The sequence below is a fragment of the Nocardia sp. NPDC003269 genome, from assembly GCF_042888005.1.
Classification (GTDB): domain Bacteria; phylum Actinomycetota; class Actinomycetes; order Mycobacteriales; family Mycobacteriaceae; genus Nocardia.
Map to the genome: position 1 here is coordinate 262,386 of NZ_JBIAPA010000004.1, position 22,649 is coordinate 285,034.

Here is a 22,649-nt window from a genome sequence, read left to right on the forward strand (position 1 = left end):
GACGACCACGCCGTGCGCGCCAGCGAACCGCTCGACAACGTCGCCCGGCTCAGGGCACCACGGGGGTGATGTTGGCGTTGTGCCGGAACACGTTGGCCGGATCCCACGCGGTCTTGACCGAGCGCAGTCGGTGGTATTTGGCGCCGTAGCTGGTCGCGACCTGCTCCTGGCCCGGGTCGGTCAGGAAGTTCACGTAGCCGCCGTCACCGCGGGCGAACGGGCGCAACTCGCCCCAGAACTCCAGCACCCATTCCCGCTCGGCGGCGAAGACGGCCGGGTCGGGGCAGCCCCCGGAGATGTTCACCAGCACGCCGGGGTCGCGGGTACCGCCGAACGCGGTGTTGCCGTCGGGCACGTCGCAGAACCGGCCGCACATGGGCATCACCGGCACCGCCGACAGCGGTGAGCTCTTGCGCTGATACTGCTCGACCATCACCTCGGCCACCGCGGCATCGATCCGGTCCAGGTAGAGCGACTTCTCGTAGGCGCAGGTGCCCCATGGTGCGGAATCGTCGAACAGTTGCTGCAGTGCCGGGTAGGGCATCTCGGCGACCAGTTCCCACGCCGGCGTCGGCGTCAACGCGCGCAGCGGGGCGACCGCGTCGGCCAGATCGCCCGCGGAGCCGTCACCCGCGACGCAGACCACGAACCCGCCCTCCCCCTGCCAGCGTTCGGGGACGAACGGCGCGGGCGGGCAGCTGATCGCGTTGATCGCGCCGAAGTGCCGGGCGGGCAGATCCATCAGCACGGCCTGCCCCTCGACCAGCGCGGCCACCGCCTCCGACGGCGGCCACCACAGCAGCGCGACCTGCACCATCGGCCCGAACTCGTGCAGCGTGAACTCGAAACTCGTGACGATCCCGAAATTGCCGCCGCCCCCGCGCAGCGCCCAGAACAGGTCCGGATTCTCCTGCAGCGAGGCCGCGACGACGTGCCCGTCGGCGGTCACCACCTCCGCGGCGACCAGGTTGTCGCACGACATCCCGAACAGCGGGGTCAGCCAGCCGAAGCCGCCGCCGAGGGTGAGCCCGCCGATGCCGGTGTCGCTGATGAAACCACCCGTCACCGCCAGTCCCTGCCGACTGGCCATACCGTCCACCTCGGCCCAGGTCGCCCCGCCGCCACAGCGGGCGCGCATCCGCACCGGGTCGACCAGCACGCTGTCGAGCTTGCTCAGATCGAGCATCACCGCACCGTCGGCGACGGCATGCCCGGCATAGTTGTGGCCGCCGCCCCGCACCGTGAGATCGGCGCCGCCCGCCCGGATCGCGGCGACCGCCTCGGCCACCTCGGCGGCGTCGGCGGGCCGCACCACCGCGAGCGGACGGCGATCGATGGAACCGTTCCACACCGCCCGCGCCTCGTCGTAGCCCGCGTCGGTGGGCCCGATGACCTGCGCTCGAATCGAGCGCCGTAACAGATCTACGCTGAACACCCCGGTCGACATGACGTCCACCTCCGGTCCGGGCGCCTCCGCCCAGCAGTGCCGACCCCCAGGTCCCCGACCACGGTCGACGCGACCCGCGCACACCCCTGGCGCGGGCCCCGCCCGGTTCGGTGCGACCGCACCGGATCCCATCGTCTCACCGGGTGGCCGCGGGCAACAGGGGTCGCCGGTCTCAGCTCTGCGGCAGATCCGGGATCCGGGTGGCGCGGGCGTAGACCGTCTCGCCCTCGCTCAGATGCAGCGCGACCGCGTCACCGCGGGTGATCTGCGCGGCGAACTGATCACCGGTGGCCGCGTTGCGCAGCTCGAGCCGCACCTCGAAACCGAGCCGCACGATCCGCTCGACCGTCGCCCTGGTGACGCCGGCGGACTCCGCGGTGCCCTCGTGCTCGGCCAGCGCCATGCTCGGATCGCGCCCGATCCGGATGTCGTGCGGCCGGACCAGGTGACCGTTGAGCCGGGCCACCGCGCCGAGGAACGACATCACGAACTCGTTGGCCGGCCGGTCGTAGACGTCCTCCGGGGACCCGACCTGCTCGATCCGGCCCTTGTTCATCACCGCGATCCGGTCGGCGACGTCGAGCGCCTCCTCCTGGTCGTGGGTGACGAGCACGGTGGTCACGTGGACCTCCTCGTGCAGCCGGCGCAGCCACTGCCGCAGATCGGTGCGGACCTTGGCGTCGAGCGCGCCGAACGGCTCGTCGAGCAGCAGCACCTGCGGGTCGACCGCCAGCGCGCGGGCCAGCGCCATGCGCTGGCGCTGGCCGCCGGAGAGCTGGGCCGGGTAGCGGTGCTGGAAGCCGTCCAGCCCGACGATGCCGAGCAGCTCGTCGACGCGCTTGTCGATCTCCTTCTTCGGCCGCTTGCGGATGGTGAGGCCGAAGGCGACGTTGTCGCGCACCGTCATGTGCTTGAACGCGGCGTAGTGCTGGAACACGAAGCCGATGTCGCGCTTCTGCGGCGCCACGTGGGTGACGTCGTTGCCCGCGATCCGGACGATGCCCGAGTCCAGCGATTCCAGACCGGCGATCGAGCGCAGCAGCGTCGACTTGCCCGACCCGGACGGGCCGAGCAGCGCGGTCAGCTCGCCGGAGGTGATGTCGATGCTGACATCGTCGAGAGCGGCGAAGGAACCGTAGTTCTTGCGCGCGTTGGTCACGGTGATCATTCGGTGCCCCGCTTGCGTTCGAGGAGAGTCATCAGGAGGAGAACAACCAGCGCCATCGCCATCAGCAGCGTGGCCGCGCTGTAGGCGCCGAAGGTGTTGTGGTCGTTGATATAGCGGCCGTGCACCAGCAGGGTCAGCGTCTGCGACTTGCCGGGCAGCGCGGTGGAGACCATGATCACCGCGCCGAATTCGCCGAGCGCGCGGGCGACGGTGAGGACGACGCCGTAGGTCAGGCCCCAGCGGATCGCGGGCAGGGTGATCCGCCAGAAGGTCTGCCAGCGCGAGGCGCCGAGGGTGGCCGCGGCCTGCTCCTGATCGTCGCCGATCTCGTGCAGCACCGGCTCCACCTCGCGCACCACGAACGGCAGCGTGACGAAGATGGTCGCGATCACCATGCCGGGCAGGCTGAAGATCACCTTGAAACCGAGCGACTCGAGGCCGCCGAACCAGCCGCCCGCACCCCACAGCAGGATCAGCGACACACCGACGACCACCGGCGACACCGCGAACGGCAGGTCGACGATGCCCTGCACCAGGCTGCGCCCGGGGAACTTGCTCCGCACCAGCGCCAGCGCCGTGATCACACCGAACACGACGTTGAGCGGTACGACGATGGCCACGATGATCATCGACAGCTGGAACGCCGAGATCGCCGCCGGCGTGGTGATCGAGTCCAGGAACGCGCCGATCCCACGCTCGAAGGTGCGCCACAGGATGATCACCAGCGGCAGCACCAGCAGCACGAACAGGTAGCCGAGGGCGACCGTGCGCAGCGAGAGCCGGGTGAACAGCGACAGCTTCATCGGGCCGCCTCTTCCTTGCGTGCGGTGCGCTCGGCGAGCAGCCGCAGGACGAGCAGGCTGGCGAAGGAGATGGCCAGCAGCGCCACCGACACCGCGGCGGCGTTGACCGGCCGGTCAACCTCGATCTGCTGCTGGATGTACTGCGAGGTCATCTGCGTCTCACGCGGGATGTTGCCGCCGATCAGCACGACCGAGCCGTACTCGCCGATCGCCCTGGCGAAGGCGAGGCCGCCGCCGGAGATGATCGCGGGCGCCAGCGTCGGCAGCACGATGCGGCGGAAGGTGATCCAGTTGCTCGCGCCCAGCGAGAGCGCGGCCTGTTCCACTTCCTTGTCGACCTCGATCAGCACCGGCTGCACCGAGCGCACCACGAACGGCAGGGTGACGAACGCCAGCGCCACCACCAGACCGGGCTGGGTGGCGTTGAGGTGGATGTCGATCGGGCTGTTCGGGCCGTAGAGCGAGAGCAGCACGATCGAGGCGACGATCGTCGGCAGCGCGAACGGCAGATCGATGAGCGCGTTGACGATCCCCTTGCCGGGGAACTCGTCGCGCACCAGCACCCAGGCGATCAGGGTGCCCATCACGACGTTGAGCACGGCGACGACCACCGAGACCAAGACGGTGATGCGCAGCGAGTCCAGGGCCGCGGGCGCGGTGACCGCGTCCCAGAAGCCGGACCACCCGTCCTCGAACGAGCTGACGGTGAGCGCCGCCAGCGGCAGCAGCACGATGACGCTGAGCCAGAGCACGGCGATGCCGATGCCGACCGGGCCCACCGAACCGGTCACACGCAGCCACGACCAGCGGGGCTTGCGCGGCGCCGGCGCTGATTTCTCCAGTTTCACGGCAACGCCGGGATCGGAGGTTTCCCCGGTCCCGGCGTGCCCACTGCTGTCAGTCACAGTTGTCCAGTATCGCGTGTGTGCTGGATCACGGCCTACTTGGTGGCCTTGTCGTAGATGACCGCGACCTTGCCGGTGCCCTGCGCGAACAGTTCCTTGTCGACGGCCTTCCAGCCACCCAGGTCATCGATGGTCCACAGCTTGGCCGGGGTCGGGAAGTCCTTGGCGAACTCGGCCGCGACCTTCGGGTCGACCGGACGGAAGCCGGCCTGCGCCCACGCCTTCTGGCCCTCCGGGGTGAACAGGAAGTCGCGGAACGCGGTGGCCTTGGGCAGGTTCTTGGAGTTCTTCAGCACCGCGACCGGGTTCTCGATCTTGAAGGTGGTCGGCGGGTTGATGTGCTCGATCGGGTCGCCGTTGCGCTCGGAGAAGATGGCCTCGTTCTCGTAGCTCAGCAGCACGTCACCGGTGCCCTGCAGGAAGGTCTCGGTGGCCTCGCGGCCCGACTTCGGCTGCACCTTGACGTGCTCGGGCGAGATCAGCTGGGCCAGGTAGTCCAGGCCGGCCTGCTGGTTCTTGCCGCCGTCGCTCTTGGCGGCGTACGGGGCGAGCAGGTTCCACTTGGCCGAGCCCGAGCTGAACGGGTTCGGGGTGACGACCTCGACACCGGGCTTGATCAGGTCGTCCCAGTCCTTGATGCCCTTGGGGTTGCCCTTGCGGACGACCAGGGTCACAACCGAGCCGAAGGGGATGCCCTTGCTCGCGTCGGCGTTCCAGTTCGACTCCACCAGGCCCGCGTCCACGAGGCGGGTGATGTCGGGCTCGACCGAGAAGTTGACGACGTCGGCCTCGGCGCCGTCCTTGACCTTGCGCGACTGGTCGCCGGAGGCGCCGTAGGAGGCCTGGATCTGGACGCCCTTGCCCGCCTCGGTCTTGTTGAACTCGGGCACGACCTTGTCGAAGCCCGGCTTCGGGACGGCGTAGGCGTACAGGTTGAGACTGCCCCCGCTGCCGTCGGCCACGGTGGCGCCGCCGTCGGTCGAGTCGCTGGCGCCGCCGCCGCAGGCGGTCAGCGCGACCGCGGCGACAGCAGTGAGAGCGATGGCGGCGGCGCGGCGGCGCGAGCCGATCCAGGTGTTGCGAGACATCGGGGTGAACCTTTCGGGAAAGGACCTGCGGCGCAACGGCTTTCGCTGCGGCAGGGAACGCTTTGTCGATCGGTAGACCTGTCGTGTGCGGACGACACGACAGTTGGCGCGACTCGGGCCCGCTGGCCCCCGGAGTTACGGACTACGACTGCGAAAGGAAAGCGCGCGCCAGTCTACTGGGCAGAAACGCGCAGACGAGTCCGGTGGCCGATCATCGACAGAGGATGTCCGCGACCGCGAGGTTGCCGACAGCGATCAACGCCAACTCATGGCGGATCTGCGGGGCGACACTCGACGACACAGGCAGACTGTAGCAGATTGCGACATGATGATTCGAATCGACGAGAGTTCTACTTCGAGGGGGGATTTGATCCTATGACTATGGCTCCAGACCGCGTGCGTGTGCGTTTCCCGGAGATCAGTACCCGCACGTGGGAGCATCCGGCCGACCGGACCGCCCTGGTCGCGCTCCGTGCCCTGAGCGGGTTCGACACCGTGCTGAAGGCGCTGTCGAGCCTGCTGCGCGAGCGCCAGCACCGGCTGCTGTACCTGGCGACGGCCGTCCGGGTCGACGACCGTCAGTTCCGCACCCTGCACCAGTTGCGGGCGGATTGCGTCGGTGTGCTCGACGCCGAGTCGACGCCGGAGATGTACGTCCTGCAGGACCCGACGGTGAACGCCTTCACCATCGGGATGGACCGGCCGTTCATCGTGCTGACCACCGGCCTGCTCGACCTGATGGACACCGAGGAGCTGCGCTTCGTCATCGGGCACGAGCTCGGGCACGCGCTGTCCGGGCACGCGGTGTACCGCACGATGCTCATGCACCTGCTGCGGCTGTCCGCCTCGATCGGCTGGATGCCGGGCGGCGGATGGGCCCTGCGGGCGATCGTGGCCGCGCTGATGGAGTGGAGCCGCAAGTCGGAGCTGTCCGGCGACCGCGCCGGGCTGCTGTGCTGCCAGGACGTGGAGGCGTCGGTGCGGGTGCACATGAAGACCGCGGGCGGCACCTGGCTGACGGAGATGAACCACGGCGCGTTCCTCGACCAGGCCGACGACTACCTGCGCTCGGGCGACCTGCGCGACGGCGTGCTCAAGCTGCTGAACCTGGAGTTGCGCTCGCACCCGTTCTCGGTGCTGCGCGCGGCCGAGCTGCGCCGCTGGATCCAGTCCGGCGACTACGACCGGGTGCTCGGCGGCACCTACCCGCGGCGCGCGCACGACCGCAACGCCAAGATCAGCGACGAGGTGAAGGAGGCGGCCCGCAGCTACCGGGAGTCCTTCGACCAGTCCGACGACCTGCTGGTGCGCACGGTGCGCGACCTGGGCCGCGATGTCGGGGCAGCGGTGAGCACCGTCGGTCAGGAGGTCGGCCGGACCGTGTCCGATCTGGGCAAGCGCTTCGACGACTGGCGCCGGAACTGACGCGTCAGCGGGTGAAGAACCACGCGATGACGACGAGCACGAGCAGGGCAACCAGCGCGAGCTGAACGCGAGAACGAGGCATCAGCGGGCACCGCTGCCGACGGTCGGGCGCGCCGGCGCGGCAGCGGTGACCGGCACCGCCGTCGCGGCGACCGGCGGCTCGGTGCGGTCGCCACGGCCGAGCAGGCGGAAGATCGCGCGCAGGGCGCGGTCGAGCACGAAGGCGATGGCGAAGCTGATCGGCACCATGCCGACCAGCACGACCAGGAACTGGGGGATGAAGGGCAGCCCGGCTACCCAGAGTTCGAAACCGTCCCACCAACCCGCGATGTTTTGCACGCCGACCAGCCTAGACGGTCACCGTGAACGGGCGAATTCCGTCGCTGTGAGCGGCACGTCAGCACCGAGCGGTGGACGAGCGCGGTGCCGCGCCCTGATGATGGGGTATGGAGTCTCCCAGTGCTGACAGCCTGCCGATTCTGAGCCCGGTCTCCTCCAGCGGCAGCCGCGGTGCCTTCCCGCCGATCGACGACTACGCGTTCCTGTCCGATTGCGAGACCAGCTGCCTGATCGCCAACAGCGGGTCGGTCGAGTGGTTGTGCGTGCCGCGTCCCGACTCCCCCAGTGTCTTCGGCGCCATGCTCGACCGCAGCGCCGGGCACTTCCGGATCGGCCCGTACGGCAAGAACGTGCCTGCGGAACGGCGCTACCTGCCGGGCGGGATGATCCTGGAGACCACCTGGCAGACCGAGACCGGCTGGCTGATCGTGCGCGACGCGCTGGTGCTCGGGCCGTGGCACAACAACATCCAGCGGTCCAAGACCCATCGCCGCACCCCGATGGACTGGGATGCCGAACACATCCTGCTGCGCACGGTCAAGTGCGTGAGCGGCACGGTCGAACTGGAGATGAGCTGCCAGCCCTCGTTCGACTACCACCAGGGCGGCGCGAAGTGGGAGTACACCGGCAAGGTCTACGAACAGGCGACGGCCCGGCCCTTCCTCGATCCCGATGCCGGGCCCGCACTGGTGCTCACCACCGATCTGCGCCTCGGGCTCGAGGGCAGGGAGGCCCGCGCCCGCACCCGGATGTCCGAGGGCGACGAGGTGTTCGTCGCGCTCACCTGGTCGGAGCTGCCCGCGCCCGCCACCTTCGCCGAGGCCGCGCAGAAGATGTGGGCGACCGCCGAATGCTGGCGGCGCTGGATCACCCTGGGTGATTTCCCCGACCATCCGTGGCGCGGCTATCTGCAGCGCAGCGCCCTCACCCTGAAGGGCCTCACCTACGCGCCGACCGGCGCCCTGCTCGCCGCCGCCACCACCTCACTCCCGGAAACCCCTGGTGGACAACGCAACTGGGACTACCGCTACACCTGGGTGCGCGACGCCAGCTTCGCCCTGTGGGGCCTGTACACCCTGGGCCTGGACCGGGAGGCCAACGACTTCTTCGCCTTCCTCAACGACGTCACCACCGGCGACAACGGCGACGCGCTCCCGCTGCAGGTGCTCTACGGCATCGGCGGCGAGCGCCGCATCACCGAGTACGAGCTGCCCGATCTGTCCGGCTACGACGGCGCCAGACCGGTCCGCATCGGCAACGCCGCCTACGACCAGGACCAGCACGACATCTGGGGCACCATGCTCGACGCGGTGTACCTGCACGTGAAATCGCGCGGACAGGTGCCGGAATCGCTGTGGCCGCTGCTGGAACGCACCGTGCACGCGGCCATCGCCAACTGGCGCAAACCCGATCGCGGGATCTGGGAGGTGCGCGGCGAACCGCAGCACTTCACCTCCTCGAAGGTGATGTGCTGGGTGGCGCTCGACCGCGGCGCCCGGCTGGCCCAGCTGCACGGCCAGCACGCCCGCGCGGCGGAGTGGTTCGACATCGCCGAGCAGATCAAGGCGGACGTGCTCGAGCACGGCGTGAACCACGAGGGCGTGTTCACCCAGACCTACGGCGGCGACACCCTCGACGCCTCGCTGCTGCTGGTGGTGCTGACCCGCTTCCTGCCGCCCGACGACCATCGCGTGCGCGCGACCGTGCTGTCGATCGCGACCCGGCTCACCGTCAACGGCCTGGTGCTGCGCTACCGCACCGACACCACCGACGACGGTCTCGACGGTGAGGAGGGCACCTTCACCATCTGCTCGTTCTGGCTGGTCTCGGCGCTGGTGGAGATCGGTGAGCTGGAACGGGCCACCCACCTGTGCGAGCGGCTGCTCGGGCTGGCCTCTCCGCTGCGCCTCTACGCCGAGGAGATCGACTCACGCACCGGGCGGCACCTGGGCAACTTCCCGCAGGCGTTCACCCACCTGGCGCTGATCAACGCGGTCACCCACGTCATCCGGGCCGAGGATTCGCGCAACGCGGGCCAGTTCCAGCCGGCGCACACGCCGTCGCACCGGCCCTAGCCGTCAGTACGCGAGCCGGTCGGCGCGTTCGCGCAGGCCGGCCACGGTGCGCAGGCCCGCGTCGATCTCGGTGATCCGCAGCTCGCGATGGTCGCCGTAGCGCAGCCCGGTCTCCTCGGCCGCGCGCAGCGCCTCGTCGGCGGTGCGGCCCACCTCGGCGGCGATCTCGGTGTAGTGGTCGCGCAGCACCCGCTGCAGCGTGCGCAGGCGGTTGCGGGATTCCTTGCCCACCTGGAAGATCACGTCGTCGGCGAGCCGGGCGACGGCGACCTTGGCCTCGGCCTGCCTGCGCTGCTTGCGATTGCGGCGGTCGTCCCACAGCGCGTTCACGCCGAGCAGCACGCCCGCGCCCGCGGAATACCAGTTGACCAGCGACATCCCGAGCAGGCTGGTGGCCAGACCGACCATCAGGATGCCACCGTAGGAGCCGCGCAGGGCCGACAGCGCCTGCTGTCCGACACTGGATTTCGCGCTCTCCAGCGTCTCCAGCGACTGCACCGGCTCGAGCACGTCGCCCGGATTGGTCAGGCGCAGTTCGGGCAGCGGCGGGGTGCGGTTGTCCGGCGGGAACTTCGCGGCGACCTGCTCGGCGAGCTCGACGGCGCGGTAGTGCGCCATCACGAAGTTCTCCTCGACGGCCTCGCAGATCCGCGCGTCCAGCTCGGTCGCGAACTCGGTCCACTTGCGGGCCGGATCGGTGCGCGAGATCTCCGCCTCGGCCTCGCGCACGAGGGTGCGTAGTCGATGCCGCAGATCGTGTTCGATATCGGCGCTCAGCTCGGAGCTGCCGTCGACGAGGGTGACCTGCCAGGTCGCGGTGCGCTGACGCAGCTGATCGGCCGCGGTCCGGGCGGCCGCCAGCCGCTGGGTGATCTCGGCCCGGCTGCGCGGGTCGCGCAGCGCGTCGGCCTCGGCGCGCAGGGTCAGGACGAGTTGATCGGTGACCAGCGCGATATCGCGCACGGCCGCCGCGACCGCGACCGAATCGGCCTGGGCGACAACGTAATCGCGCAGGTGATCGATGAGTTGCGGCACACCCGACTCGATGTCGCGCTGCTGGTCGCCGTTCTCCTGCGCCTGCCGGTGCATCACCGCCGAGACGGGCGCGACCGCGAAGTTCAGGCCGGCCCCGTCGAGCAGCGCGCGGTTGCGGCGCTGGGTCAGCGACCAGTGCGGGTTGCGGTCGATCTTGGTGAGCACGCAGACCACCGACGGGCACACCTGCTCGACCCGGCGCAGGTAGTCCAGCTGCGCCTCGGTCAGCTCGGCAGCGGCGTCGGCGGCGTAGAGGACCACGTCGGCGGCGGCGATCATCGACCAGGCCGCGCTGTCGTGGGCGGCGGGGCCGGGCGCGTCCATCACCACCAGGCCGTCGGCCAGCAGCGGGCTCGGCTCGGCGAATTCGGCGCGCAGCACGCCGAGGGCGGTCAGCGCGGGTCCGGGGTTGAGCGGGTCGACCGACACGCGCTCGACGCGACCGCGCTGTGCCGACTTCACCAGTGTCGCGGCGGGGTTGGGCCCGTACTCGACGATCACCGGAACGCTCGGCTTGCCGTCGGTGGCACTGACCGGCGTGCCGACCATGCTGTTGACCAGCGTGCTCATGCCCGCCTGTGGTTCACCGACCACGACCAGGCGCACCCGGGGATCGCTGAGTCTGGCGCGCACCATGCCGAGTCTGGCGTCGAGGTCGTCACGACCGCCCGTGCGGACCAGTTCCCGCAGTTCGTCGACCAGGGAAACGACCGGAGCCATCACATCCGGATGCTTCACCGTCGCGGCCTGCAGTCCGGCAGCGGCTGACAACCTGTTCCTCACTCTCGTTGCATGAGTCCGTCCGAGACGCTGGGAGCAGACGTCGTCGTGTCAGACGACGAAGTCATACCCATGATGCTCGACGGGAAACGCGGCGGCCAGGTGATCTGCGCCGCCCACCCCGGAGTCGAACAGTCCGGCCGACACGCCATGGTAGCCGTCGTCGGTGTAGCTGATGTCGGCGGCGATCGGCTTGGTGTCGATGACCGGCGGTTTCACCGGAACCTGGGTCGGCTGCACGGTGACCACCGGCGGCGGGGTGACCACGGTCGGCGGATCGATGTCGACGGTCGGCTGCTTGGTCGGCATCGTCGGCTGGTGGGTCGGCGCGGTCGGCTGCTGGGTGGGCACGGTCGCGGTCGGGTGCGACCCGGTCGGGTCGGGCACGTCGACGGTCGGGGTGCTGGGCGCGGTCGAGGGCACCGTGGCGCCGCCCGTGGTGCCCGGCTTGGTGATGACGACGTCATCGTCCGGAACCGTCGGCTTGGTGGGGCCGGTCGCGCCGGTCGGCGGCACGGTGACCGGCGCCTTGGTGGGCTCCGGCAGCTGCGCGGTCGGCTTGGGCAGGTCCGGCAGCTTCACCGTGGTGGGGGTGTCGATGTCGACGGTCGGCTGCTTGGACGGCACGGTCACCGGGACGGTGGTCGGGGTGTGGCCGCCGGTGACGTCCGGCACGACCACCGGCTTGGTCGGCGTGGTCGGCGCGAACAGCGCGGGCACCGCGGCGGCGGGCGCGGTCAGCGGCGAGGTGGCGGCGCCCGCCCCACCGAAGACGTTGGCGATCGGCGTCGACGCGGCATCGGGCTGGATGGTCGTCTGCAACGGCGTGCTGACCACCGGATTGGTGGCCACCGGCGCGGGCGCGGCGGGCGCGACCGGCGCCGGGGCCGGCGCGATCGGCGCGGGCGCCACGGGAGCCGGAGCGGGGGTCTGCGCGAGTGGCGCGGCAGGCGCGGGGGCGGGCGCCGGAGCGGCGGCCGTGGGCCCGGTGGTGCCGGGCAGGCCGACACCGGAGGACGACGATCCCGGCAGGCTCGGCCCGGTCGGCGAGGTCAGGCTGCCGCCGGTGCCACCGGCGGTCGTGTCGCCGGGCACCTTGATGCCGTCACCGAGCCACTTGCCGTAGTCGTCGAGCTGATCGCCGACCTGGCCGACCTGGGCGGTGACCTTCATCTGCGAGGTGAACCACACGCCGTCCAGGCCCGCGTGCGCGTCGATCTGCCATTCGGTGTTCACCATCGCGGCGAAGCCGTCGAACATGTCACCGATGCCGTCGAACAGCCCGTCGCCGGGCTGGCCCGCACCGGGCGTGCTCGCACCGGGCAGACCGCCAGGCGAACCGGGCAGGCCGATGCCGTCGTAGCCGGGAATGCCGAGTCCGTGGCCGGGCAGGCCGTCGAACCCGGGGAGGCCGATCCCCTGACCGGGCAGGCCGAAGGCGGGCGTCTCCGGGAGGCCGAACGGGTTGTCGGTGTCGGCGCCGCCGAGACCGAGGCCGGGCCCGGCGGGCGTCTGCGCGTAGCCCGGGATGCCGTAGCCGGTGGAGTGGCTGCTGTCGGAGCCGGGGATCCGCAGCTCCCGCTCGTCGTCGGAGCCGGGAATCTGTGGGCGCCACTCGGATTCGGTGGCGCGCGCGACCATGGTGACGTCGGCCGGAGCGGGCGCGTGCGGGGCGAACGGCGCGTGCGGCGCTTGATGCGGCGCGGGCACGTCCGACAGATCGGGGAAGGTCACGACCGGGCTCGGCGCGTCCGGGCTCGGGTCGGAGTGGTACTGCGAGGACCACCCCGCGACCCGGCTGTCGGCGTTGCTGGTGCCCGGCGTCGTGTCGGGGCCGGTGCCGTTCGCGGCGACCAGGGCACCACCGGTGACGTACGCGCCGGCGCGCGCTACCCGCGCGACACCGTTGGCGACCCGGTAGGCCGTGTCGGTCCCCTCCGCGCGCGCAGCATCGTCATCGAAAGGCAGATCACGCGTCATCAATGCTCCAACACTCGCATCACTGTCGGCCCCCCACCACGAACGAGGCGAAGTGAAGATCATCCAACACTACTACCGGAGGCCGAACTGTCGTTTCGTCCAGAACGGTTGGTACCACCTTATGGCGAGCAACAGATTTCGGCGACCCGGTGGAATCAGGGGGTTCACGATCCCAAGAGAACTCTAACGATTGCTCAACGGACCCTGAAGATCGGCTGCTTAGCGTCGGTTTCGCCGGTCGAGCCGATCGGCGAAACCCGTTCGGAGGAGTCCCGCCCATGACCGTATTCACCGCCCGCCGCCGGGCCCGTGCCGCCGCCCTGGTCGGCAGCTTCGCGCTGCTGACCGGCACGATCGCCGGTGTCGCCGGCGCCGCGACCGCCGATCCCGCCGTGACCAGGGAGATCGGGCCCGAACGAACGCTGATCATCTGTGCGCCGGACGCACCGGGCACGCCAGCCCTGCCCCTGCCGCCGGAAGGCGCGCGCGTACACATCGAGCGCTTCGACGGCGAGCCGGCGCGCCCGCTGCCGGTCCTGCCCGCGCTGCCGGGCGAACCGGCCGTCGACGCACCGAACTGCCAGGACGTCGACCCGGGCGACGCACCGGGCGGGGTCATCGTGGTCCGCCCACCGCACGTGCGCTGACCAGGGAAAACAGTGGATCGCACTAGGGTGAGCGGGATGACCGGACAGCAGATCTTGGTCGTCGACGACGAGCTCAGGGTGCTGGCGTCGCTGCGGCGCGGCCTCGAGCTCTCGGGCTTCGACGTCGTCACGGCCGGTGACGGCGCCGCGGCGCTCGCCCTGGTGCGTTCCGCCACCCCCGACGCCATGGTGCTCGATGTGAACATGCCCGAGCTCGACGGCGTCGGCGTGGTGACCGCCCTGCGCGCGATGGGCAACGACATCCCCATCTGCGTGCTCAGCGCCCGCAGCGCCGTGAGCGACCGGATCGCGGCCCTCGAACGCGGCGCCGACGACTACCTCACCAAGCCGTTCGACCTCGGCGAGCTGATCGCCCGGCTGCGCGCCCTGCTGCGCCGCAGCGCGGCAACCGCTGCGCCGCAGGGTAAGACGGTGCGGGTGGGGCAGGTGGAGATCGATCCGGCCGGGCACCGGGTGCACGCGGGCGGACGACAGGTCGACCTCACCAAACGCGAGTTCGAGCTGCTGGCCATGCTCGCCGAGAACACCGGCATCGTGCTCGGGCGCGAGCAGATCCTGTCCGCCGTCTGGGGGTACGACTTCGCCACCGACACCAATGTGGTCGACGTGTTCGTCTCGTATCTGCGGCGCAAGCTCGAGGCCGACGGCGTCGATCGGGTCGTGCACACGGTGCGCGGCGTCGGATTCGTCCTGCGGGAGCGCCCGTGAGGACCGGGTCGTGGTCCCTGCGGACCCGGGTGGCCCTGGTGTCGGCCGTGGTCGCCGCGCTGGTGGCGATCACCCTCGGGCTCACCTACGCGGCACTGCTGAAGGTGGCGGGCACCCGGCAGCTCGATCAGACGGTGTCGACGATGAATGTCCAAGTGGTGCAGCGCATCGACGGCGTACCCGCCCTGCCGATCCCGCTCCCGGCCGAGACGATGCCGTTCCCCGACGCTCCCGAACCACCGACGGTGGTGGCGCCGGGCAGCCCGTCCGACACCGCGCTGGCCAAGGTCAAGGGCGCACCCGGCCTGCTGGTCCGGCTCGATCCCGACCGGGAGCTGGTCGACGCCGCGATCACCCGCAGCCAGCTGATCGGCCTCGGCATCGGGGTCGGCGGGGTGCTGGTGGCGGCCGGATTGGGTTGGGTGCTGGCCGGTTTCGCCGCGCGCCCGCTGCGCAGGCTGGCCACCGCGACCCACGAGATCGACACCCTCGACGAGCTGCCGCCGCTGTCCGGCCGCGGCGCCAGGGAGGCCGAGGAACTCTCCGACGCCATCACCCGGATGCTGGCGCGCCTGGAGACCGCGCACGGCGAGACCAGGCAGGCACTGGCAGGCGCCCGCGATTTCGCCGCGGTCTGCGCGCACGAACTGCGCACCCCGCTCACCGCGATGCGCACCGATCTCCAGGTCCTGGCCGGGGACGACCTGCCTGCCGAGCAGCGCGGCGCCGTCCTGGCCGATGTGCTGGCCGCCGAACGCCAGATCGAGCGCACCCTCACCGATCTGGAGCGCCTCGCCGTCGGCGAGCTCACCGACGCCGGCGCCTTCGAACCGTTCGACCTGTGCGAGACCCTCGATCGCGCGGTCCAGAACGCCCGGCGCGCGCAGCCAGGGGTCGACATCACACTGACCGCGTGCGACCCCGTCCCGATGACCGGCCTGCCCGGCGGGATCCTGCTGATCGTCACCAACGCCGTCACCAACGCGGTCCTGCACGGACACGCCACCGAGATCGCGGTCGCGGCCCGTGCGAGCGCGGACGGGATCGAGATCACCGTCGACGACAACGGCACCGGGATTCCGGAACACCTGTCCCCCACCGCCTTCGACCGCTTCGCCAAACGACCGGGCTCCCCCGGCTCCGGCCTGGGCCTGGCCCTGGTCCGTCAGCAGGCCGAATTGCACGGCGGCACCGCCGAACTCGCCGAAAGCCCGCTCGGCGGGACGCGCCTGCTGGTACGCGTCACCGCCGAGCCGGGATGAGCTACTTGCCCTTGGGCTTGTCCGACGCCGCGTCCGAGGATAGCGCGGCCACGAAGGCCTCCTGCGGCACGTCGACCCGGCCGATGGTCTTCATGCGCTTCTTGCCCTCCTTCTGCTTCTCGAGCAGCTTGCGCTTACGGCTGATGTCGCCGCCGTAGCACTTGGCGAGCACGTCCTTGCGGATCGCCCTGATGTTCTCGCGCGCGATGATCTTCGAGCCGATCGCGGCCTGGATCGGCACCTCGAACTGCTGACGCGGGATGAGTTCGCGCAGCTTGGTGGTCATCTTGTTGCCGTAGGCCTGGGCGGCGTCCTTGTGCACGATGGCACTGAACGCGTCGACCGCCTCGCCCTGGAGCAGGATGTCGACCTTCACCAGCGCGGACGACTGCTCGCCCGCCTCTTCGTAATCGAGCGACGCGTACCCGCGGGTGCGCGACTTGAGCGAGTCGAAGAAGTCGAAGATGATCTCGGCCATCGGCAGCGTGTAGCGCATCTCCACGCGCGTCTCCGACAGGTAGTCCATGCCGAGCAGCTCGCCGCGGCGGCTCTGGCACAGCTCCATGATGGTGCCGACGAACTCGCTCGGCGCGATCACGGTGCACTTGGTCACCGGCTCGAAGGTCTGGCGCACCTTGCCCTCGGGCCAGTACGAGGGGTTGGTGACGATGTGCTCGGTGCCGTCTTCCATGACGACCCGGTAGATCACGTTGGGCGCGGTGGAGATCAGGTCGAGGCCGAACTCGCGCTGCAGCCGCTCGCGGGTGATCTCCATGTGCAGCAGACCGAGGAAGCCGCAGCGGAAGCCGAAGCCCAGCGCCACCGAGGTCTCCGGCACGTAGGTCAGCGCCGCGTCGTTGAGCTGCAGCTTGTCCAGCGCGTCACGCAGATCCGGGTAATCGGAGCCGTCGACCGGGTACAGGCCCGAGTAGACCATCGGGCGCGGTTCCTGGTAGCCCGCGAGCGCCGAGGTGGCGCCGTCGCGCGCGGAGGTGACGGTGTCACCGACCTTGGACTGGCGCACGTCCTTCACGCCGGTGATCAGGTATCCCACCTCACCGACGCCGAGGCCCTGGGTGGGCTTCGGTTCGGGCGAGACGATGCCGATCTCGAGCAGCTCGTGCTGCGCGCCGGTGGACATCATCTTGATCTTCTGGCGCGGGGTCAGCTTGCCGTCGACCACACGCACGTAGGTGACCACGCCGCGGTAGGTGTCGTAGACCGAGTCGAAGATCAGCGCGCGGGCCGGGGCGTCGGCGTCGCCGACCGGCGGCGGGACCTCGGCGATCACCTTGTTCAGCAGCGCGTCGACGCCGACACCGGTCTTGCCCGAGACGCGCAGCACCTCGTCGGGCTCACAGCCCACGATGTGCGCGATCTCGGCGGCGTAGCGGTCCGGGTCGGCGGCGGGCAGGTCGATCTTGTTGAGCACCGGGATGATCACCAGATCGCGTTCCATCGCCAGGTACAGGTTCGCCAGCGTCTGCGCCTCGATCCCCTGTGCCGCGTCGACCAACAGGATCGCGCCCTCACAGGCCTCGAGCGCGCGCGACACCTCGTAGGTGAAGTCGACGTGGCCCGGGGTGTCGATCATGTGCAGGACGTAGTCCTCGCCGTCGACATTCCACGGCAGCCGGACGTTCTGCGCCTTGATCGTGATGCCGCGCTCGCGCTCGATGTCCATCCGGTCCAGGTACTGAGCGCGCATGGCCCGCTCTTCGACCACACCGGTCAGCTGCAGCATCCGATCGGCCAGGGTCGACTTGCCGTGGTCGATGTGCGCGATGATGCAGAAGTTCCGGATCCGGGACGGATCGGTGAACGTCGTATCGGCAAAACTGGAAGCCACTCCACTCCTCGAGGGGTATCGGCGAACTGCGTCTATCGTCCCATGCGACGAATCGCCCCCTTGTCACCGGTGCGCTCCAAGCGCGAGCGACCGTTATATTTCAGGGATGGCCAGCAGTTGGAACACTCTCGGTAAGCAACTCGGCGTCATCGCCAAGGAGCAGGGACCGAAGATCGTGCGCAAGCAGGGTCCACGGCTGCTCGAGAAGCTGGTGGGGGCGCTGGCGGCCAAGCCGGAGCCCGCCGTCGCGGTGCGCCCGACCGCGTCGACGCCGGTGCCCACCGCGCACCGCGCCCGGCAGATCGTCTACTGCCCGCAGCTCGACGGGCGCGCCGACCCGGGCGAGATCGTGTGGACCTGGGTGCCCTACGAGGAGGACCCCACCAACGGCAAGGACCGGCCGGTGCTGGTCGTCGGGCGCGATCGCAAGACCCTGCTCGGGCTGATGCTGTCGTCCAAAGCCGAACGCGCGCACGACCGCAACTGGGTCGGCATCGGCTCCGGCCCGTGGGACCACGACGGGCGACCCAGCTGGGTGCGGCTGGACCGGGTGCTCGACGTGCCCGAGGACGGCATCCGGCGCGAGGGCGCGATCGTCGAGCGCAAGACCTTCGACCTGGTCGCGCACCGGCTCGTCGCCGAGTACAGCTGGAGCTGACCGACCTAGGTCAGCACGTCCCTGGACCGGCCGAAGATCAGGCCGTACACCAGCGCGCCCAGCGCGCCACCGGCCAGCGGGAACAGCACGAACACCCACACCTGCGCCATCGCACCGTCCTGATACGGCGCCACGCCCAGGCTGCGGGCCGGATTCACCGAGGTGTTGTCGATCGGCAGCGAGACCAGGTAGATCACCGTCAGCGTGACACCGATCGACAGCCCCGCCAGCGGCACATCGGAGATCTGGTCCGTCGAGGCCAGCACCACGAACACCAGCAGCGCGGTCAGCATCACCTCGATGATGATGGTCGCGGCCAGGCCGTACCCGTTCTGGACGACGACCTCACCCAGCGGTCCGCGGATCGCCGACGGACTGTGCGCGCCCCAGCCGTTGGCGCCGAGCCCGTCGACCGCGCGGTCGTAGGACGGCAGGTTCTTGGCCAGCGCGAACAGCACGAGCCCGGCCAGGAAGGCACCGACGAGCTGCGCGATCACATAGCCCGCCGCGCCGACCGCCGAGATCCGGCCGAGCAGCAGCTGGCCGAGGGTGACCGCCGGATTGACGTGGCAGCCCGAGATCGGCCCGATCGCGTAGACGAGGAACATCAGCGTCAGACCGAAGGCGAAGGCCACCCCGAGCGACCCGACCCGGTCACCCGCCAGCACCAGCGTGCCGACGCCACAGATCACCAGGATGAAAGTGCCGAGCCCTTCGGCGGCCCATTTCTTCGGCTCGGGTACGACCTCGGACTCGACGAGTTCCTGTGCAGTGGGCATCGGCCACCACCTCTCCGGGAGGATTCATCCCCGCGGCGAGCGGGGTCCGCACGAGCGAGGTGGACATTACGCCAGGCGGGTGACCTCCACAACGACCTCGAGGTCGGTCGAGCCGCCGCCGGAGAAAACACCTTTCAGCGGTGGCACATCCGCGTAGTCGCGGCCGACGCCGACCGAGACGTGCTGCTCGTTGACGGCCAGATTGTTGGTCGGGTCGTAGCCCCACCACTGCCCCGTCCAGGCCTCCACCCAGGCATGCGACTGGCCCGCCACGGTCTCACCGATCTCGGCGCTCGGCTTCGGATGCAGATACCCGGAGACGTACCGGCTGGGAATTCCCATGCTGCGCAACAACACCAGGGTCAGGTGGGCGTAGTCCTGGCACACCCCGCGCCGCTCGGCGAACGCCTGCAACGCCGAGGTGTGCACCGAGGTCGTGCCCGCGATGTAGTCCATCTCCTTGTGCACCCACTCGGCCGCGCGCACCACCGCCTTGGCCGGCTCCTCGCCCCGGGACAGCTGCCTGGCCACCGTCGCCAGCTTGCGATCGCGCGGCACATAGGCCGTGGGACTGAGCATTTCGTCGAACCGGTCGACGATCCGGCCGCCGCGCAGGTCGTCCCAGCTCAGCTCCTCGGTCGGCTCCGCGAACGGCTCGGTCTCCACCACCGAGGACCCGGTCACCTCGAGTTCGGTGTGCGGCGCGTGCAGATCGAAGGCGGTGACCGCGGTGCCCCAGTAGTCGGTGTAGCGATACGACCTGGTGGCGGGCACGGTCTCGACGCGATTGAGGATCACGTTCTGCCTGCTGTCGGCGCGCGGCGTCAGCCTGGCCTCGTTGAACGACCGCGTCACGGGCGCGTCGTAGACATATCCGGTGGTGTGCACCACCCTGATCCGCCAGCTCACAATTCTCCTTCCACCTGCACGCGGCCGTCGGAACTGCTGCGCACATCGGTCCACGCCACCCAGGGGGCGGCGTGGAAGTACTGACGTGACACGGCCTCACTGACCTCCCGGCACGACTTCTGCAGCGCGAGCAGCCTGCTCTGCAAGTCCTCCAGCAGCACACCGGGCGGCAGGAATTCGAGCTCGCTGCGCGCGCGGCCCAGCACCCGCTGGGCCTCGTGCCGCGCGCCGACGCGGCTGCCCGGCCGCTGGTCGAGCTCGGTCAGGCAGGCCTCGGCGACGCGCAGCGTGTGGAACACCGAGCGTGGGAACAGCCGGTCGATCAGGATGAACTCCGCGACCCTGGCCGCGTCGAGCGCGCCGCGGTGGGTGCGCAGGTAGGTGTCGTGGGCGCCCGCCGAGCGCAGCACCGTCACCCAGGCGGGCGAGGACGTGCGGTCGCCCGCGCGCGAGAGCAGCAGGCGCACCATCATGTCCACGCGTTCGATGGAGCGGCCGAGCAGCAGGAACCGGTAGCCGTCGTCGCGCGAGAGGGTCGAGTCGGTCAGCCCGGTGAACATCGCCGCGCGGTCCTTGATGTAGGAGAAGAACTCGTGCGGGCCGAGGCCGCGCGCCGCCTTCTCCGCCGTCGCCAGCCCGTTGTAGGTGGCGTTGAGGCACTCCCACATCTCGCTGGAGGTGACTTCGCGTGCGCCACGGGCGTTCTCGCGGGCCTTGCCGATGGAGTCGCTGATCGAGACGCCGTGGTCGTGGCTGAACGCGACGAGGTCGGTCACCGACCACACGTCCAGGTGCAGTCCCTCCGGCGGTTCGATCCCCAGCACCTTGAGCAGGACCCGGGAGGTGCGGTCGGCGTCGACGGTGGCGTCCTCGAGCAGCTGGTGCACGGCGACGTCGAGAATGCGCGCGGTGTCGTCGGCGCGCTCGACGTATCGGCCGATCCAGTAGAGGGATTCGGCGTTGCGAGCAAGCATGTGTGTCAGTCCCCGATCAGCCGCTGCGTCTGTTGTTGTTGCTGCTGTTGCTGATTGGCCTGCGGCGCGCTGAGCTCGCGGCCGATCTCGAACGAATCGGCCTGCGGCGGATCGCTCACCAGTTCCGGACCGGCCAGTTCCCGGTCGACCGGACCGGAGCGCCCGGCCAGCACCCAGGTGTCCTTGCTGCCGCCGCCCTGGCTGGAGTTCACCACCAGCGAGCCCTCCGGCAGCGCGACCCGGGTCAGCCCGCCGGGCAGCACCCAGATGTCCTCGCCGTCGTTGACCGCGAACGGGCGCAGGTCGACGTGCCGGGGCGCGAGATCGTTGCCGATCTTGGTCGGCACGGTCGACAGCTGCACCACCGGCTGGGCGATCCAGCCGCGCGGATCGGCCTTGACCTTGCGCCGGATCGCTTCCAGCTCGCGCGGTGTCGCGTCCGGCCCGATGACGATCCCGTAGCCGCCGGACCCCTCGACCGGCTTCACCACCAGTTCGCCCACCCGGTCGAGCACCTGCTCGCGTTCGTCGTCGAGCCAGCAGCGGAAGGTGTCGACATTGGGCAGGATCGGCTTCTCGCCGAGGTAGTACTCGATGATCGTCGGCACGTAGGTGTAGATGAGTTTGTCGTCGCCGACGCCGTTGCCGACCGCGCTGGAGATCACCACATTGCCCGCGCGGGCCGCGTTGAGGACGCCGGCGACGCCCAGCACGGAGTCCGGGCGGAAGTGCATGGGGTCGAGGAAGGTGTCGTCGATGCGCCGGTAGATGACGTCGACCTGGCGCTCGCCCGCCGTGGTGCGCATGTAGACGACATTGTCGCGGCAGAACAGGTCACGCCCCTCGACCAGCTCGACGCCCATCTGCCTGGCCAGCAGCGAATGCTCGAAGTAGGCGGAGTTGTGCACCCCCGGGGTGAGCACAACCACGGTCGGGTCGGCCTCGTTGGGCGCCGCGGAGGCCCGCAGCGCCCGGAGTAGGTGGGCGGGATAGTCGCCGACCGCCCGCACCCGGTGCGAGGAGAACAGGTCGGGGAAGACCCGGGCCATGGTGCGCCGGTTCTCCATCACATAGGAGACGCCCGACGGCGAGCGCAGGTTGTCCTCGAGCACCCGGAAGTCGCCGCGTTCGTCGCGCACCAGATCGATGCCGGAGACGTGGATGCGCACCCCGTTGGGCGGCACCAGCCCGGCGGCCTCGCGGTGGAAGTGCTCGCACGAGGTGACCAGGCGCTTGGGGATCACCTGATCGCGCAGGATGTTCTGCTCGCCGTAGACGTCGGCCAGGAACAGCTCCAGCGCGGTGACCCGCTGCTTGATGCCGCGTTCGAGCTTGGCCCATTCCGCGGCCGCGATCACCCGCGGCACCAGATCCAGCGGGAACGGGCGTTCCTGGCCCGACAGCGAGAAGGTGATGCCCTGGTCGATGAACGCCCGGTCCAGCGCGTCGGAGCGTTTGGCCAGGTCGTCGACGTCGTTGGCGGCCATCGCGGCGTGGATACCCTTGTACGGCGCCCGGACTCGTCCCGCCGCGTCGAACATCTCGTCGAAGGCGTCGGCGAAGCGGCCGGGGCCGTACCCCTCGAACAAACCGGCGTGCGTGTTCACCGGATGCCCGTTCGTTCTCACCAACGCCGGTGATGCAGATCGAGCCGTACTCGGCGCTGTGGTGGAGGTCATGAGAAAAACTGTGCATCACCCGGCAGCGGGGTCGTGTGAGACACAGGTAAATTTCTTGCATCACCTGAAACGGGTGAAAATCGGCGGGGCCCGTGGCGGGCGTTCGGAGCCCGATTTC

General features: G+C 69.9%; 20 protein-coding genes. 6 read left to right on the top strand and 14 right to left on the bottom strand.

Annotated elements, in window-relative coordinates:
* Positions 1-49: 49 nt before the first annotated feature.
* The 6 genes from ACFYWJ_RS29470 to ACFYWJ_RS29495 all read right to left on the bottom strand — a co-directional run bounded on the left by ACFYWJ_RS29470 (position 50) and on the right by ACFYWJ_RS29495 (position 5,712).
* A complete protein-coding gene (locus ACFYWJ_RS29470; RefSeq protein WP_355278655.1) occupies positions 50-1,447 on the bottom strand; it encodes an FAD-binding oxidoreductase in 1,398 nt (465 codons plus the stop codon).
* A gap of 172 nt (positions 1,448-1,619) precedes the next feature.
* Positions 1,620-2,615 carry a TOBE-like domain-containing protein gene (locus ACFYWJ_RS29475; protein WP_355278652.1) on the bottom strand — a complete coding sequence of 332 codons (996 nt, stop codon included), beginning with the start codon at positions 2,613-2,615 and terminating at the stop codon, positions 1,620-1,622.
* Positions 2,612-3,418 carry a sulfate ABC transporter permease subunit CysW gene (gene cysW / locus ACFYWJ_RS29480; protein ID WP_355278650.1) on the bottom strand — a complete coding sequence of 269 codons (807 nt, stop codon included), beginning with the start codon at positions 3,416-3,418 and terminating at the stop codon, positions 2,612-2,614. The genes ACFYWJ_RS29475 and cysW overlap by 4 nt, the downstream gene beginning before the upstream one ends.
* Positions 3,415-4,266, bottom strand: a complete 852-nt coding sequence (cysT, locus tag ACFYWJ_RS29485; protein ID WP_355279253.1) for a sulfate ABC transporter permease subunit CysT — start codon at positions 4,264-4,266, stop codon at positions 3,415-3,417. Before cysT ends, cysW begins: the two co-directional genes overlap by 4 nt.
* Before the next feature lie 92 nt (positions 4,267-4,358).
* Complete coding sequence (locus ACFYWJ_RS29490; protein WP_355278647.1) at positions 4,359-5,411, bottom strand: sulfate ABC transporter substrate-binding protein; 1,053 nt, start codon at positions 5,409-5,411, stop codon at positions 4,359-4,361.
* A gap of 211 nt (positions 5,412-5,622) precedes the next feature.
* A complete protein-coding gene (locus ACFYWJ_RS29495; RefSeq protein ID WP_019045829.1) occupies positions 5,623-5,712 on the bottom strand; it encodes an Ms4533A family Cys-rich leader peptide in 90 nt (29 codons plus the stop codon).
* Between the two features lie 74 nt (positions 5,713-5,786).
* Between ACFYWJ_RS29495 and ACFYWJ_RS29500 the strand changes: the two genes are divergently transcribed.
* A complete protein-coding gene (locus ACFYWJ_RS29500; RefSeq protein WP_355278644.1) occupies positions 5,787-6,836 on the top strand; it encodes a M48 family metallopeptidase in 1,050 nt (349 codons plus the stop codon).
* 81 nt (positions 6,837-6,917) lie between these two features.
* Here the strand turns inward: ACFYWJ_RS29500 and ACFYWJ_RS29505 are convergent, their stop codons facing one another.
* Positions 6,918-7,175, bottom strand: a complete 258-nt coding sequence (locus ACFYWJ_RS29505) for a hypothetical protein (protein WP_355278641.1) — start codon at positions 7,173-7,175, stop codon at positions 6,918-6,920.
* A gap of 107 nt (positions 7,176-7,282) precedes the next feature.
* On the opposite strand from ACFYWJ_RS29505, the gene ACFYWJ_RS29510 reads away from it, so the two are divergent.
* The gene (locus ACFYWJ_RS29510; RefSeq protein ID WP_355278638.1) at positions 7,283-9,250 is read left to right on the top strand and encodes a glycoside hydrolase family 15 protein; all 1,968 of its coding nucleotides are present in this window, start codon (positions 7,283-7,285) and stop codon (positions 9,248-9,250) included.
* A 3-nt stretch (positions 9,251-9,253) separates the two neighbouring features.
* Here the strand turns inward: ACFYWJ_RS29510 and ACFYWJ_RS29515 are convergent, their stop codons facing one another.
* On the bottom strand, positions 9,254-11,056 hold the full coding sequence (locus ACFYWJ_RS29515) for a hypothetical protein (protein WP_355278635.1): 1,803 nt from the start codon (positions 11,054-11,056) through the stop codon (positions 9,254-9,256).
* Between the two features lie 60 nt (positions 11,057-11,116).
* Complete coding sequence (locus ACFYWJ_RS29520; RefSeq protein WP_355278633.1) at positions 11,117-13,045, bottom strand: hypothetical protein; 1,929 nt, start codon at positions 13,043-13,045, stop codon at positions 11,117-11,119.
* A 278-nt stretch (positions 13,046-13,323) separates the two neighbouring features.
* On the opposite strand from ACFYWJ_RS29520, the gene ACFYWJ_RS29525 reads away from it, so the two are divergent.
* From ACFYWJ_RS29525 to ACFYWJ_RS29535, 3 genes are read left to right on the top strand one after another with little or no spacing between them, the layout of a single operon-like run.
* Entirely contained in the window at positions 13,324-13,692 is a 369-nt protein-coding gene (locus tag ACFYWJ_RS29525) for a hypothetical protein (protein WP_355278630.1), read from the top strand.
* Between the two features lie 36 nt (positions 13,693-13,728).
* Positions 13,729-14,421: a response regulator transcription factor gene (locus tag ACFYWJ_RS29530; RefSeq protein ID WP_355278628.1), complete on the top strand. Its 693-nt coding sequence runs from the start codon at positions 13,729-13,731 to the stop codon at positions 14,419-14,421.
* Complete coding sequence (locus tag ACFYWJ_RS29535) at positions 14,418-15,683, top strand: HAMP domain-containing sensor histidine kinase (RefSeq protein ID WP_355278625.1); 1,266 nt, start codon at positions 14,418-14,420, stop codon at positions 15,681-15,683. The genes ACFYWJ_RS29530 and ACFYWJ_RS29535 overlap by 4 nt, the downstream gene beginning before the upstream one ends.
* 1 nt (position 15,684) lies before the next feature.
* Here the strand turns inward: ACFYWJ_RS29535 and lepA are convergent, their stop codons facing one another.
* Positions 15,685-17,532 carry a translation elongation factor 4 gene (gene lepA / locus ACFYWJ_RS29540; RefSeq protein ID WP_355278623.1) on the bottom strand — a complete coding sequence of 616 codons (1,848 nt, stop codon included), beginning with the start codon at positions 17,530-17,532 and terminating at the stop codon, positions 15,685-15,687.
* A 106-nt stretch (positions 17,533-17,638) separates the two neighbouring features.
* Between lepA and ACFYWJ_RS29545 the strand changes: the two genes are divergently transcribed.
* Positions 17,639-18,190: a type II toxin-antitoxin system PemK/MazF family toxin gene (locus ACFYWJ_RS29545; RefSeq protein WP_355278621.1), complete on the top strand. Its 552-nt coding sequence runs from the start codon at positions 17,639-17,641 to the stop codon at positions 18,188-18,190.
* A gap of 5 nt (positions 18,191-18,195) precedes the next feature.
* Here ACFYWJ_RS29545 and ACFYWJ_RS29550 read toward each other — a convergent pair whose 3' ends face one another.
* The 4 genes from ACFYWJ_RS29550 to ACFYWJ_RS29565 all read right to left on the bottom strand — a co-directional run bounded on the left by ACFYWJ_RS29550 (position 18,196) and on the right by ACFYWJ_RS29565 (position 22,393).
* On the bottom strand, positions 18,196-18,969 hold the full coding sequence (locus tag ACFYWJ_RS29550; protein WP_355278618.1) for an aquaporin: 774 nt from the start codon (positions 18,967-18,969) through the stop codon (positions 18,196-18,198).
* A 66-nt stretch (positions 18,970-19,035) separates the two neighbouring features.
* A complete protein-coding gene (locus ACFYWJ_RS29555) occupies positions 19,036-19,878 on the bottom strand; it encodes a transglutaminase family protein (RefSeq protein WP_355278616.1) in 843 nt (280 codons plus the stop codon).
* A complete protein-coding gene (locus ACFYWJ_RS29560; RefSeq protein WP_355278613.1) occupies positions 19,875-20,852 on the bottom strand; it encodes an alpha-E domain-containing protein in 978 nt (325 codons plus the stop codon). Before ACFYWJ_RS29560 ends, ACFYWJ_RS29555 begins: the two co-directional genes overlap by 4 nt.
* A 5-nt stretch (positions 20,853-20,857) precedes the next feature.
* Positions 20,858-22,393: a circularly permuted type 2 ATP-grasp protein gene (locus ACFYWJ_RS29565; protein WP_355279251.1), complete on the bottom strand. Its 1,536-nt coding sequence runs from the start codon at positions 22,391-22,393 to the stop codon at positions 20,858-20,860.
* Between the last annotated feature and the right edge of the window lie 256 nt (positions 22,394-22,649).

What these genes read in the sequence shown, in the direction of transcription:
- ACFYWJ_RS29470 (WP_355278655.1), bottom strand. Translation starts at nt 1,447, where the DNA reads ATGTCGACCGGGGTGTTCAGCGTAGATCTGTTACGGCGCTCGATTCGA.
- ACFYWJ_RS29475 (WP_355278652.1), bottom strand. Translation starts at nt 2,615, where the DNA reads ATGATCACCGTGACCAACGCGCGCAAGAACTACGGTTCCTTCGCCGCT.
- cysW (WP_355278650.1), bottom strand. Translation starts at nt 3,418, where the DNA reads ATGAAGCTGTCGCTGTTCACCCGGCTCTCGCTGCGCACGGTCGCCCTC.
- ACFYWJ_RS29490 (WP_355278647.1), bottom strand. Translation starts at nt 5,411, where the DNA reads ATGTCTCGCAACACCTGGATCGGCTCGCGCCGCCGCGCCGCCGCCATC.
- ACFYWJ_RS29500 (WP_355278644.1), top strand. Translation starts at nt 5,787, where the DNA reads ATGACTATGGCTCCAGACCGCGTGCGTGTGCGTTTCCCGGAGATCAGT.
- ACFYWJ_RS29510 (WP_355278638.1), top strand. Translation starts at nt 7,283, where the DNA reads ATGGAGTCTCCCAGTGCTGACAGCCTGCCGATTCTGAGCCCGGTCTCC.
- ACFYWJ_RS29520 (WP_355278633.1), bottom strand. Translation starts at nt 13,045, where the DNA reads ATGACGCGTGATCTGCCTTTCGATGACGATGCTGCGCGCGCGGAGGGG.
- ACFYWJ_RS29525 (WP_355278630.1), top strand. Translation starts at nt 13,324, where the DNA reads ATGACCGTATTCACCGCCCGCCGCCGGGCCCGTGCCGCCGCCCTGGTC.
- ACFYWJ_RS29530 (WP_355278628.1), top strand. Translation starts at nt 13,729, where the DNA reads ATGACCGGACAGCAGATCTTGGTCGTCGACGACGAGCTCAGGGTGCTG.
- ACFYWJ_RS29545 (WP_355278621.1), top strand. Translation starts at nt 17,639, where the DNA reads ATGGCCAGCAGTTGGAACACTCTCGGTAAGCAACTCGGCGTCATCGCC.
- ACFYWJ_RS29550 (WP_355278618.1), bottom strand. Translation starts at nt 18,969, where the DNA reads ATGCCCACTGCACAGGAACTCGTCGAGTCCGAGGTCGTACCCGAGCCG.
- ACFYWJ_RS29560 (WP_355278613.1), bottom strand. Translation starts at nt 20,852, where the DNA reads ATGCTTGCTCGCAACGCCGAATCCCTCTACTGGATCGGCCGATACGTC.
- ACFYWJ_RS29565 (WP_355279251.1), bottom strand. Translation starts at nt 22,393, where the DNA reads ATGTTCGACGCGGCGGGACGAGTCCGGGCGCCGTACAAGGGTATCCAC.